Raw genomic sequence first — 12,822 nt, 5'->3', positions numbered from 1 at the left:
GCACTTCCAGTGTGGCTGCGCATTGTTGCGGAAGGGTTTCCTGATGGTTATGGCCCTGTTAGTTCTCTGCACCGGTACGGTTTCGGTGCCGCGGCAGGATGGTGGGCAGGATTGCGGCCGATGCGGAGCATCAGGCGCATAGGGTGGTTGCATGGAAATCGCCGGCGGGATCTGGACTGTCATTCTGGGCGCGGCGGCAGTGGCCCCGCTGGCCACATTTGGCGTTGTCCTGGTGGCGTACCTGACCTACCGGCAGAAATCGCACGCGGACAAACGCGACCAGTGGTGGAAGCGCGCCCAGTGGGGCATCGACTCGGCCCTGGACGATGCCGATCCGCAGAGACGGCTGGCCGGGATCAAGGTCCTCGTCCAGCTCATTGGCAGCGATCTTGCCACGCCGGAGGACGCTGACCTGATGAGCTCACTTGCCGTGGGCATCCAGGACCAGGAGCTCGACCGGCACGAGCTTGCGCACACACTGCAGGAGGGCGTGATCCCGGGGACGCGCCCCGGGGCCCGGCAGGGTCCCCGTCACGAAGTGCGGCTTGGCTCCCGGGGCAGGACGGCAGTGGTGGATTCGGTGGCGGCGGCCCGCATACTCCGCGAAGCCGAACTGCTCCTCGCCGCTGACGTGCGGCGATCTCAAGCCTAGGCCTACCGCCGGCGCGGCCGCCGGGCAACAATGTTGCCTATGAAACTTCCCGTCATGCCTCCTGTCCCGCCCATGCTCGCCAAGGCCGTCAGCGGCGTCCCCGACGGCGAACTGAGCTACGAACCCAAGTGGGACGGCTTCCGGTCCATCATTTTCCGTGACGGCGACGACCTGGAAATCGGCAGCCGCAACGAGAAACCCATGACCCGCTATTTTCCCGAGCTCGTGGTTGCCCTGAAGGAGAACCTGCCGCCACGGTGTGTGGTGGACGGGGAGATCATCCTGGTGGGGGCCTCCGGTCAGCGGCTGGACTTCGACGCGCTGCAACAGCGCATCCATCCCGCCGCCAGCCGGGTGAAAATGCTGTCCGAGCAGACGCCTGCCAAATTCGTGGCCTTTGATCTGCTTGCCCTGGGGGACGAGGACTACACCGGACGGCCCTTCGCGGATCGTCGGGCCGCGCTCGAAAAGGCGCTCGCCGGCAGCAAGGCTCCCGTCCACGTCACCGCCGCGACCCGGGACAAGGCCACCGCCGAACAGTGGTTCCAGCAGTTCGAGGGCGCCGGCCTGGACGGGATCGTGGCCAAACCGCTGGGGGGCACTTACCAGCCGGACAAGCGCGTGATGTTCAAGATCAAGCACGAACGCACCGCCGACTGCGTGGTGGCCGGTTACCGGGTGCACAAAAGCGGGCCGGATGCTATCGGCTCGCTGCTGCTCGGCCTCTACAAGGACGACGGCGGCCTGGCCAGTGTGGGGGTGATCGGCGCCTTCCCAATGAAGCGCCGGCAGGAACTCTTCGAACAGCTCCAGCCACTGGTCACTGACTTCGATGACCACCCCTGGGCCTGGGCCAAGCAGGCTGAAGGCGAGCGGACGCCCCGCAACGCGGAAGGGAGCCGGTGGAGCGGGGGCAAGGACCTGTCCTTTGTGCCGCTGAAGCCGGAACTTGTGGTGGAGGTCAGGTACGACCATATGGAAGGTGAGCGCTTCCGGCACACAGCCCAGTTCTCCCGCTGGCGGCCGGACCGGGATCCCGAATCCTGCACCTACGCCCAGCTGGAGGAACCAGTTAACTTCGACCTTGCCTCGGTGCTGGAGACCGGCCGGCCGTAGGCACCCAGGGGCCCCGCCGTCGAACGTTTTGCTGCCGGAGTAGCCCATTTTAGGCAAAGGAGAGCCCGCCACTCGGGGGAATGGCGGGCTTTCCGGTGTCAAAACGGGGCTGGTGCGTTACTTCAGACCGAGCTGCTTGGTGGGGACCTTGAAGGTCTCCTTGGCCGTCAGGGCGGAGACCGCCGCGATACCGCAGATCACGGCGGTGAAGATGCTGATCTGGACCCAGCCGCCGGGCTTGATGCCGCCCATCGCGGCCACGATGGCCGGGGCGAAGCCTGCCATTAGGAAGCCCAGCTGCGTGCCGATCGCCAGGCCGGAGAACCTGACCTTGGTGCTGAACATCTCGGCATAGAAAGACGGCCAGACCGCGTTGGAGGCCGCGTAGCCGAAGGAGAAGAATCCGATGGCAGCGACGAACATCAGCGGGATGCTTCCGGATTCCAGGCTGAGCAGGAACACCGGGGTGAGGATCGCGCTGGCCACGGCACCGTAGACGAAGACCGGCTTGCGGCCAATCCTGTCGGCGAGCATGCCGAAGAGGGGCTGGGTGCCGAGTGCCACCAGGTTGGCGCCAACTACGAGCCACAGGGTGGTGGTGCCGTCAACGCCGGCGACGGTCTTGGCGTAGCTGATGGCCAGGGTGCCGAACACTGTGGAGACGGCGGCGATGAACGCGCAGGCGATAACGCGGAGGACGTCGCGCCAGTGTCCCTTGAGGAGATCCGCAACGGGAAGCTTGGAGATCTGGGCCGTCTTCTGGGCTTCCTCGAAGGCGGGCGGTTCGTGCAGGGTGCGGCGGATGAAGAACGCAACCATAACCACGACGGCGCTGAGCCAGAACGGGATGCGCCAGCCGATGCCGTACTTGATCTCGTCCGGGAGGGCCAGGACGGGGATGAAGACGAGCGCTGCGAGGATCTGGCCGCCCTGGGTGCCGGTGAGGGTCCAGGAGGTGAAGAAGGAGCGGCGGTTGTCCGGTGCGTGCTCCAGGGTCATCGAGGAGGCGCCGGCCTGCTCGCCGGCTGCGGAGAGGCCCTGGCAAAGGCGTGCCAGCACCAGCAGGGCCGGAGCCCACCAGCCCACGGTGTTGAAGTCGGGGAGGCAGCCGATCAGGAAGGTCGAGGCGCCCATCAGCAGGAGCGTGAACATCAGGACCTTCCGCCGGCCCACCCGGTCACCGAAGTGACCGAGGATGACGGCGCCCACCGGCCGTGCCACATAGGCAAAGCCGAAGGTGGCGAAGGACATGACGGCCGCGTTGGCGCCGGCGTCCGGGAAGAACACCGTGGGGAAGATCAGTGCCGCCGCAGAACCGAAGATGAAGAAGTCGTAGTACTCGACGGCGCTGCCGAGGAAGCTGGCGAGGGCTGCTTTCTTTGGCGTCCCGGCCGGGGCAACGGTGCCCGGCCCGGCGGACGGAAGTGTCTGGCTCATTGTGTTCCTTTGATGTGACGACGTTGTCGCGGATGGATCTGGGAAGCGCAGCCGCACCTGCCTGTTGCGGCGGAGCGGTGCGGCTGGTGTCCGTGGAAAGACCCGGACCAGTAGCCACATGGTGGGAGCTACTTGTGCGATATAGCAATGATGGCTGTGAGCACAGTCACTTGTCAAGAAAATAATCACCATCTAGAAATAGTTCCCACGATGTGGCAACATCAAAGGTATGAGTGTGAACCAAACCACAGCGGACGATGACGTTGCCGCCGAACTAAAACCCAAGGGCGACCGCACCGACATGGTGGGCAAGGCCCTGGGCCTGCTGGTCCTCCTGGGGGATGAGCCCCGCGGTGCCAGTGCCGCCGAGATCTCCCGCCGCGCCGAGCTTCCCTTCAGCACCACCTACCGCCTGCTGGGCTCCCTGACGCGGGACGGCTTTGTGGACTACGAGCCGGACGGCCGCCGCTACCACCTGGGCCTGCGCATCTTCCAGCTCGGCCAACGGGTGTCACAGCATCACGGCTTCGCCGGCGCGGCCATGCCGGTCCTTCGCCGCGTGACCGAGCAGACGGGGGAGGCCACCATCCTCAGCGTCCGTGACGGGCACCATCACCTGACGGTCAACAAAGTGGACGGTCCGCAGATGTTCCGCGTCACGAGCGACCCCGGGCATCTGGGCGCCCTGCACGCCACCGCGGTGGGCAAGGCCCTGGTGGCGTTTGCCGAGGATGCGGAGCGGGAAGCCCTGATCGAGGAACTGGAACTGGAACCGCTCACCGGGCACACCATCACGGACCGTGCCGTCTTCCGCGCCGAAATGGACCTGGTCCGGCGCCAGGGTTATGCCGTGATGGATGAGGAAAACGAGAACGGGATGCGCGCGGTGGCCGTGCCGCTGCTCAACTCCCAGGGTCACGCCTTCGCCTCGCTGGCCACGGCTGTCCCCGTGTTCCGGCTCAGCATGGAGGCCCTGCTGGCGCACGTTCCGGTGCTTCGGGATGCCGCCGCCGAACTCGCCGCGCGGCTGCCGCAGCGGTAAAGCAACTGCGCAATTGTTCGCATGTAGAACAAGCGTGCGATAAGTGAACATCTACTGTACTGTAATCCCTATCACCTGGCCCGCCGCGTCCGCCTTGAGCGCCGCCGCCCGTCACGTGCCGTATCAAAGGAGCTGCCCGGATGAGCAATCGAACTGAGTCCTACCTTGTGGGACTGGTCGGCGACGGCGTTATGCCGTCACTCACTCCTCCCATGCACGAACGCGAAGGCGATGTCCAAGGCCTGCGCTACCTCTACCGCCCCATCGACCTGCTGGAGCTCGGACTGTCCGGCGACGCCGTCGGGGATCTGCTCAAAAGCGCCCGCAGCCTCGGTTTCAACGGGCTGAACATCACCCATCCCTGCAAGCAGCTGGTCCTCCAGCACCTGGACGAGGTCTCGCCGGACGCCCTCCGGCTCGGCGCCGTCAACACCGTGGTGATCGAGGACGGCCGCTTCATCGGCCACAACACTGACTTCTCCGGCTTTGCCGCCGCCCTGGCTTCCGGGCTTCCGGGCGCGCGGCTGGACCGCGTGGTCCAGCTCGGCGCAGGAGGCGCCGGGTCCGCCGTCGCCTACGCCCTGCTCACCGCCGGCGTGAAGGTCCTGGACCTGGTGGACACCGACGCCGCCCGTTGTGAGGCACGTGCCGCAGAGCTGGGCGGCTTCTTCCCGGACCGCACCATCACACCGCGTACGACGGCGGAGCTGCCGCAGCTGATGCCGCTGGCCGACGGCCTGGTGCATTGCACGCCGGTGGGCATGGCCGCCCATCCGGGCGTTCCGCTGGACCTGGACCTGCTCGAATCCCGGCACTGGGTGGCGGATATCGTCTACCGCCCCATCGAGACCGAGCTTGTCCTGGGTGCCCGCGCCAAGGGCTGCGAGGTCCTGGACGGCGGCCGCATGGCCGTGGGCCAGGCGGCGGACTCCTTCCGGATCTTCACCGGAATGGAAGCCAACGCGGAGCGCATGCGCGGCCACTTCCTGGAGCTCGTGGCCCAGGAAGAGGTGGCTGCCTGATGCGCACCGGAATCGCCACAGTCTGCCTCTCCGGCACGCTCAAGGAAAAGATGCAGGCCTGCGCCATCGCTGGCTTCGACGGCATCGAAATCTTTGAGCAGGACCTGGTCACCTCACCTGTGACGCCCGAGGACGTCCGAAAGATGGCGGCAGACCTGGGCCTCACCCTGGACCTCTACCAGCCGTTCCGCGACTTTGACAGCGTGTCCGAGGACCTCCTCGCCGCCAACCTCCGCCGGGCCGAAGCCAAATTCAAGCTCATGGCACGGCTGGGCATGGACACCATCCTGGTCTGCTCCAACGTGGCCACCGCCAGCATCGACAGCGACGACCTCAGGGCTGAGCAGCTCGGCCGGCTAGCTGCGCTGGCCGGGGACCACGGCGTCAAGGTTGCCTACGAAGCTTTGGCCTGGGGCAAGTATGTCAGCGACTACGAGCACGCCCACCGGCTGGTGGAAGCCGTGGACCACCCCAATCTGGGCACCTGCCTGGACTCCTTCCACATCCTCTCCCGCAACTGGGACACGGCCCCCATCGAAGCCTTCACCGCAGAGAAGATCTTCTTCGTCCAGGTGGCGGACGCCCCGAAGCTGTCCATGGACGTGCTCTCGTGGAGCCGGCATTACCGGGTGTTTCCGGGCGAGGGCCAGTTTGAGCTGGCCAAGTTCATGGGCCACGTGGTCCGTGCCGGGTACAGCGGTCCGGTGTCACTGGAAATCTTCAACGACGTCTTCCGCCAGTCGGACGTGGAGCGTACGTCCGTTGACGGCATGCGCTCGCTCATCTGGCTGGAGGAGCAGAGCGCCAAATGGCTGGCGGCGAACGCGCCGGCTCTTGCCGCTGCGGGCGCCGGCGCCGGGAACGATTCCGGTGCGCCGGGCACACAGGCGCCCGCCCGCCGTCGTTATCCGATGGAACTGGCAACGCTCCCGCAGGTGGCCGAACCGGCAGGCTACAACTTTGCCGAGGTCAAGGCCGCCGACACCAAGGGCCTGGAATCAGTCCTGGGCCAGCTCGGCTTTGAGTTCAACGGCCGGCACCGCACCAAGGACGTGCAGCTGTGGACCATGGGCCACGCCCGCGTGATCGTCAACGAGGCATCGCCGGCCGCCGACAAGGCCGCGGACGCCTCACCTGCCATCGCCGCGTTGGGGTTCGACGTCGACTCCCCGGTGATTGCCTCCGCCCGGGCCCGGCAGCTCAAGGCCCCCGCCGTTCCGCGCAAGAGCCAGGCCAACGAGGAAGTGTTCCAGGGCTTCGCCGCGCCGGACTCCACCGAGATCTTCCTCTGCCAGGGCAGTCCCGACGGCACCGCCGCGTGGACGAGCGAGTTCGGTGAAGGGCTGGAGGTGCCCGAGGCCGCGGCGAGTGCAGTGATCGACCACGTCAACCTGGCCCAGCCCTGGCAGCACTTTGACGAGGCCGTCCTCTTCTACACCAGCGCCTTGGCCCTGGCGCCCCAGCCCTTCGCGGAGGTGCCCAGCCCCACCGGTCTGGTCCGCTCGCAGGTGATGGTCACCGAGGACCGCTCCGTGCGCCTGGTGCTCAACCTGGCGCCGCTCATCCAGCAGGATGGTGCCTCTGGCGACGCTGCCGATTCCGACGGCGGACGCTGCGGGCAGCGGAAAACATACCAGGAACACATTGCCTTCGCCGTGGATGACCTGGTGGCCACCGCCCGGGACTGCAAAGCGCGCGGACTGGAGTTCCTGGAGATCCCGGCGAACTACTATGAGGACCTGGATGCCCGGTTCGGCCTGGCACCGGAGTTCCTGGCCACGCTGCAGGAGCTGAACCTCCTCTACGACAGGGATGACGACGGCGAATTCCTGCACTTCTACACCGCCACCGTGGGCAGCGTGTTCTTCGAAATGGTGGAGCGCCGCGGCAACTACGACGGCTACGGGGCGCCCAACGCCCCGGTCCGGCACGCAGTCCAGTACGACCTCCTGCACCGCCGCTAAGAAACAAACCCGACCTGAACAAAGCCAAACCACCAAAGCAACCACGAAAGGAGCCAGCCGTGCCGCAAGACATCAGCACTAAACAGCCTGAGACCGACGAGCTCGTACCGGCCGCCGAACCCCACGCCGCGCACCTCCCCCTGGACCGCGCCATCGAAACCCAGGCCGATCTCAGTGCCGAGATCAACTCCCTGGGTGAGGCCTACGCCCGGGCCCTCAAGGACGGCGCCGCGGCCGAAACCCAGCCCCGGCTGGACTATGCCCCCTACCGCAGCAGCATCCTCCGCCACCCCACCAAGAGCCTTCACCATGCGGACCCGGAGACCATCGAGCTGTACTCGCCGGCTTTCGGGCACCAGGACGTGCACGCGCTCGAAGCGGACCTGACCATCCAGCACAACGGCGAACCCCAGGGCGAGCGGATCATCGTGGCCGGCAAGGTCCTGGACGGCGACGGCCGCCCCGTGGCGGGCCAGCTTGTGGAGATCTGGCAGGCCAATTCATCCGGCCGCTACATCCACAAGCGCGATCAGCACCCGGCGCCGCTGGATCCCAACTTCACCGGCGTGGGCCGCTGCATCACCGGCCCGGACGGCTCCTACAAATTCACCACCATCAAGCCCGGCGCCTACCCGTGGAAGAACCACCTCAACGCCTGGCGCCCCGCGCACATCCACTTCTCGATGTTCGGCACCGAGTTCACCCAGCGCATCGTCACCCAGATGTACTTCCCGGGCGACCAGCTGTTCCCGCTGGACCCCATCTACCAGTCCATCGTGGACCAGGACGCCCGCGACCGCCTCGTGGCCAATTACGACCACGACCTCACCGAGCCCGAGTGGGCCCTGGGCTACAACTGGGACATCATCCTGACCGGTTCCAAGCGGACCTGGACTGAAAACGAAGCGCTGGGCGCAGCAGGAGACGAGGAATAACGTGACCACCACCAAACTTGTTGCCACCCCCGGCCAGACCGTTGGCCCGTTCTACGGCTACGCGCTGCCGTACGAGAAGGACAACGAACTCCTGGCACCCGGCTCGGCCGGCTCCATCCGCCTCCAGGGCACCGTGTACGACGGCTCCGGCGAAGCGATCCCGGACGCCATCCTGGAGATCTGGCAGCCCGACGCCGACGGCAGGATCGTGCAGCGGACAGGCTCCCTGGTCCGCGACGGCTACACCTTCACCGGGTGGGGCCGTGCCGCCGTGGGCAACTCCGGCGTGTACACCTTCACCACCGTGAACCCGGGCCGCACTGAACAGGTCCCCGGAAAACCAGCAGCCGCACCGTTTATTTCCGTGGCCGTCTTCGCCCGCGGCCTGATGAACCGGCTGTTCACCCGCGTTTACCTGCCCGAGAACGAGGAAGCCCTCGCCAAGGACCCGCTGCTCAGCTCGCTGGACCCGGAACGCCGGAAGACGCTGATCGCCCGCCGCGACCCCGATGGCGGACTGACGTGGGACATCCGTTTGCAGGGTGAGGGCGAGACAGTCTTCCTGGACTTCCAGTGAGCGCCGCCGCCCTGGAGTCCGCAAGCGCGGCCGACGGTGACGTCGGCCTGCTGAGTCCCGTCTCGGCGTCGCCCCTGGTGGCGTCGCTGACCGGCGACAGGGCTGTGCTCGCGGCGATCCTCGCCGTCGAGTCCGGCTGGGCCGCGGTGCTGGAGAAGGCAGGGCTGGCACCTGCCGGGTCCGCCGCCGTCGTGGCTTCCGCCGCGGAAGCGGGCCGCTATGACGCAGCAGACATCGCACTCCGGGCCCAGGGCGGCGGCAACCCTGTTATCCCCTTGCTGGCTGACCTGCGGAAGCAGGTTTCGGCGCTGGATGCGGCCGGCATCGGCGCCGGGGAGGCCGTCCACACCTCGCTGACCAGCCAGGACGTTCTTGATACGGCACTGATGCTGATGGCGCGGAACACTGTGAAGGCGCTCCTCGGCGACCTGAAAACCACGACGGCGGCGCTTGCCGCCCTGGCGGAACAGCATGCGGACACGCTGGGCGTGGGCAGGAGCCTGACCCAGCACTCCCTCCCGTTTACGTTCGGGCTGCGGGCGGCGCAGTGGTTCCACGGCGTGGCCGCCGCAGGCCGACAGCTGGAGAGCGCCACGTTCCCGGTGCAGTTCGGCGGGGCCGCCGGAACCTTGGCGGCCGGAACCGTGCTGACCGCCGGCGCATCCGCCACCCCTTTCACCCTGGCCGATTCCCTGGCCAGACAGCTTGGCCTGGCCACTGCCCCCGCACCCTGGCACACGAACCGGCTGGCAGTTACGGCCCTCGGCAATGCGTTGGCCGCCGTGCTCGGCGCCGCGGGCAAGATCGCCACGGACGTCCTCTTTATGAGCCGGCCCGAAGTAGCCGAGCTCGCCGAACCGCGCGCTGCGGGCCGCGGCGTATCCTCCGCAATGCCGCAGAAGCAGAACCCGGTGCTGTCCGTCCTGATCCGCAGCGCCGCCCTCCAGGCTCCGCAGCTTCTGGCCCAACTGCACCTGGCCACCGCCAACTTCAACGACGAACGCCCGGACGCCGCCTGGCACACCGAATGGCCGGCACTCCGGCAGCTTCTTCGACTGGCTTTGGGAGCGGTCGGCCACCTCCGCGAACTGGCCGAAGGCCTCCAGGTTTTTCCGGTTGCCCTGCGCCGCAACCTCGAACTGGCCGGACCGTTGCTCCTGGCCGAAGGGGTGGGCGCCGCCGTCGCCCCGCTCCTGGCGGAGAAGGCCGGCCGCACGGGCAAGGAGCAGCTGCAGGACGTGGTGGACATGACCCTTGCCGCGCCTGCTGCGGAGCAGGGTCCGACCTACCGGCGGCTGCTCCGCGAGGCCGTTCCCGCGGGCGCGCTCACCGATCTGCGCCTCGATGAACTTCTTGACCCCGCGAGCTACCTCGGCCAGGCATCCGAGATCTCCCGGCGCATCCTGGCCGAGTTCCCTGACTTCGCCCCAGCCCTTGCCGTGTCTGCCGACCCGGCGTCATCAGTAACCCCCGACCGGAATGGAGCCAACCGTGGCTAAACCAACCCTGAAGGCAGTTCTGCTTTCGCCCCAACGAGCCCTCGGCGAACGCCCGCTCCTCGTAGTGGGTCCCTCCCTGGGCACCTCCTCAGCTGCCCTGTGGAGCGGTACGGCGGCGCTGCTGGCCAATGAGTACGACGTAGTGGCCTGGGACCTGCCCGGCCACGGCGTGTCGCCGAAGGCCGCCGAGACCTTCGACGTCGCCGGCCTGGCGGATTCGGTGGTGGATCTGGTGGACTCGATCGCCCCCGGCGAGTCCTTCCACTACGCCGGTGTCTCGCTCGGCGGGGCCACCGGCCTGCAGCTTGGCATCAAGCACGGCGAACGCCTCAAGAGCCTCTCCGTGCAGTGCTCCGGCGCCAAAATCGGCACCCCGGAAGGCTGGCTGGAGCGCGCGGAACTGGTGCGCGGCCAGGGCACGCCCGTGGTCATCCAGGGCTCGGCGGAACGCTGGTTCGCACCGGGATTCATGGACCGCGAGCCCGAGCTGAGCAGCCGGCTCCTGCACTCCCTGCGCGACGCCGACCGCTTCAGCTACGCGTTCTGCTGTGAAGCTTTGGCAGCCTACGATGTGCGCGCCGAGCTCGGCAGCATCTCGGTCCCCACCCAGGCTGTGGCGGGGGTGGCCGATACTGTTGTGCCGCCGTCGTTCGCGGAAGAAATCGCTGCCGGCATCACCGCCGGGGGAGGCACGGCGAACGCCGTTTCCCTGGAAGGTGTGGCGCACCTGGCCCCCGCGGAGGCACCGGCCCACGTTGCCGAACTGCTGCGGAGCCTCATCACCTGGACTGAATCGCGGGGAGCAGCCAAGTGAGCAGGCTCAGCAGCGCTGAACGGCACGGCGTGGTCCAGCCGGACGCCAGCAGCCAGGAGATTTACGACGGCGGCATGGTGGTCCGCCGCGAAGTGCTCGGCGCCGCGCACGTGGACCGGGCCAACGCCAACAAGGATGAGTTCACCGAGGACTTCCAGGACATGATCACGCGGATCGCGTGGGGCGGCATCTGGACCCGGCCCGGCATTTCCCGCCAGATGCGCTCCGCGGTGACCATCACCGCCATGGTGGCGCACGGGCACTGGGAAGAGCTGGCCATGCATATCCGCGCGGCCATCACCAACGGCCTGAGCAGGGACGAGATCAAGGAAATCCTGCTCCAGACGGCCATCTACTGCGGCGTCCCCTCCGCGAACACAGCATTCAAGACCGCGCAGCAGGTCTTCCGCGACCTGGACGCCGCCACAGACACCCCCACCGACGCACCCGCACCCAACACCCCGCCCAACTAGGTAGCAGCAGATGTCGTTATGAGCCCTCAAAACGACATCAACTGCTACCTAGTTGGGACCGCACGAAATTAAGAGGAGCACCATGAATCAGGCTTTTGTGTACGCCGCCGTGCGCACCCCGTTCGGGAAGTTCGGCTCCGGCCTCGCGGCCGTCCGTCCGGATGACTTGGCCGCGCACGTGATCAGGGAATCCGTGAAGCGCGCGCCGGGGCTGGACCCCGAGCGCATCGACGAGGTCGTGTTTGGCAACGCCAACGGCGCCGGCGAGGAGAACCGCAACATTGCCCGCATGGGCACCCTGCTCGCGGGCCTGCCGGTCTCGATCCCGGGGACGTCCGTTAACCGGCTCTGCGGGTCATCCCTGGACGCCGCGATCATCGCCTCCCGCCAGATCAACGCCGGCGACGCCGAGCTCATGCTCGTCGGCGGCGCCGAATCCATGTCCCGGGCACCCTGGGTGCTGCCCAAGACGGAAAAGCCCTACCCGGCCGGGGACATGACCCTGGCTTCCACCACCCTGGGCTGGCGCCTGGTGAACAAGGCCATGCCCAAGGACTGGACCATCTCCCTGGGCGAGGCCACCGAACGGCTCCGCGAGAAGTACGGCGTCACCCGCGAAGCGCAGGACGAGTTCGCCGCGAACTCCCACAACCTCTCCGCCGCCGCCTGGGATGAGGGCTTCTACGACAACCTGGTCACCCCGGTCCCGGGCACCGACCTGGTCCGCGACGAAAGCATCCGCGCCGGCTCCTCCGCGGAGAAGCTCGCCGGGCTCAAGACCGTGTTCCGTGCCGAGAACGGCACCGTCACCGCCGGGAACGCCTCCCCGCTGTCCGACGGCGCCTCCGCAGCCTGGATCGGGAGTGAGAACGCTTCGTCCATCCTGGGCCTGGAGCCGCTGGCCCGCATCGCCGGCCGCGGCGCGCACGGCAACGATCCCCAGTTCTTCGGCTACGCCCCGGTGGAGGCCGCGAACAAGGCCCTCGCGAAGGCGGGCATCGGCTGGGACCAGGTGGGCGCCGTCGAACTTAACGAAGCGTTCGCCGCCCAGTCCCTGGCGTGCATCAACGCCTGGGGCATCGACCCCGCCATCGTGAACGCCCATGGCGGCGCGATCGCCATGGGCCACCCGCTCGGCGCGTCCGGCACCCGGATCCTGGGCACCCTCGCCCGCTCCCTGCAGGCCTCCGGGCAACGCTGGGGCGTCGCCGCGATCTGCATCGGCGTGGGTCAGGGCCTCGCCGTCGTCCTCGAAAACGTCACCGCCGGCACCGGCACTGGAAAGGCATAA

General features: G+C 67.5%; 12 protein-coding genes. 11 read left to right on the top strand and 1 reads right to left on the bottom strand.

Translation table 11 applies throughout. The features are described 5' to 3' along the window. Window positions 1-151 precede the first annotated feature (151 nt). A complete protein-coding gene (locus IAQ70_RS21455) occupies window positions 152-652 on the top strand; it encodes a hypothetical protein (RefSeq protein ID WP_190991978.1) in 501 nt (166 codons plus the stop codon). 39 nt (window positions 653-691) lie between these two features. Then, window positions 692-1,768, top strand: coding sequence for an ATP-dependent DNA ligase (locus IAQ70_RS21450; RefSeq protein ID WP_190991977.1), 1,077 nt, complete (start codon window positions 692-694; stop codon window positions 1,766-1,768). 117 nt (window positions 1,769-1,885) lie between these two features. Here the strand turns inward: IAQ70_RS21450 and IAQ70_RS21445 are convergent, their stop codons facing one another. After that, window positions 1,886-3,205: an MFS transporter gene (locus tag IAQ70_RS21445; protein ID WP_190991976.1), complete on the bottom strand. Its 1,320-nt coding sequence runs from the start codon at window positions 3,203-3,205 to the stop codon at window positions 1,886-1,888. 229 nt (window positions 3,206-3,434) lie between these two features. Between IAQ70_RS21445 and IAQ70_RS21440 the strand changes: the two genes are divergently transcribed. The 9 genes from IAQ70_RS21440 to IAQ70_RS21400 all read left to right on the top strand — a co-directional run bounded on the left by IAQ70_RS21440 (window position 3,435) and on the right by IAQ70_RS21400 (window position 12,822). After that, a complete protein-coding gene (locus IAQ70_RS21440) occupies window positions 3,435-4,247 on the top strand; it encodes an IclR family transcriptional regulator (protein ID WP_190991975.1) in 813 nt (270 codons plus the stop codon). A gap of 140 nt (window positions 4,248-4,387) precedes the next feature. After that, a complete protein-coding gene (locus IAQ70_RS21435; RefSeq protein ID WP_190991974.1) occupies window positions 4,388-5,269 on the top strand; it encodes a shikimate dehydrogenase in 882 nt (293 codons plus the stop codon). Continuing rightward, window positions 5,269-7,233 (top strand): bifunctional sugar phosphate isomerase/epimerase/4-hydroxyphenylpyruvate dioxygenase family protein, encoded by a 1,965-nt coding sequence (locus IAQ70_RS21430; protein ID WP_190991973.1) that lies wholly within the window; start codon window positions 5,269-5,271, stop codon window positions 7,231-7,233. Before IAQ70_RS21435 ends, IAQ70_RS21430 begins: the two co-directional genes overlap by 1 nt. Before the next feature lie 59 nt (window positions 7,234-7,292). Continuing rightward, complete coding sequence (gene pcaH, locus IAQ70_RS21425) at window positions 7,293-8,168, top strand: protocatechuate 3,4-dioxygenase subunit beta (RefSeq protein ID WP_190991972.1); 876 nt, start codon at window positions 7,293-7,295, stop codon at window positions 8,166-8,168. Between the two features lies 1 nt (window position 8,169). Beyond that, window positions 8,170-8,745 carry a protocatechuate 3,4-dioxygenase subunit alpha gene (gene pcaG, locus IAQ70_RS21420; protein ID WP_190991971.1) on the top strand — a complete coding sequence of 192 codons (576 nt, stop codon included), beginning with the start codon at window positions 8,170-8,172 and terminating at the stop codon, window positions 8,743-8,745. Continuing rightward, window positions 8,742-10,244 (top strand): lyase family protein, encoded by a 1,503-nt coding sequence (locus tag IAQ70_RS21415; protein WP_317983738.1) that lies wholly within the window; start codon window positions 8,742-8,744, stop codon window positions 10,242-10,244. The genes pcaG and IAQ70_RS21415 overlap by 4 nt, the downstream gene beginning before the upstream one ends. After that, a complete protein-coding gene (locus tag IAQ70_RS21410; protein WP_190991970.1) occupies window positions 10,237-11,058 on the top strand; it encodes an alpha/beta fold hydrolase in 822 nt (273 codons plus the stop codon). Before IAQ70_RS21415 ends, IAQ70_RS21410 begins: the two co-directional genes overlap by 8 nt. Then, window positions 11,055-11,531: a 4-carboxymuconolactone decarboxylase gene (pcaC, locus tag IAQ70_RS21405; RefSeq protein ID WP_190991969.1), complete on the top strand. Its 477-nt coding sequence runs from the start codon at window positions 11,055-11,057 to the stop codon at window positions 11,529-11,531. The genes IAQ70_RS21410 and pcaC overlap by 4 nt, the downstream gene beginning before the upstream one ends. 82 nt (window positions 11,532-11,613) lie before the next feature. Continuing rightward, window positions 11,614-12,822 (top strand): thiolase family protein, encoded by a 1,209-nt coding sequence (locus IAQ70_RS21400; RefSeq protein WP_190991968.1) that lies wholly within the window; start codon window positions 11,614-11,616, stop codon window positions 12,820-12,822.

Source organism: Pseudarthrobacter sulfonivorans (assembly GCF_014712225.1).
Taxonomy (GTDB): Bacteria; Actinomycetota; Actinomycetes; order Actinomycetales; family Micrococcaceae; genus Arthrobacter; species Arthrobacter sulfonivorans.
This window is presented reverse-complemented; position numbering and strand designations above follow the sequence as displayed.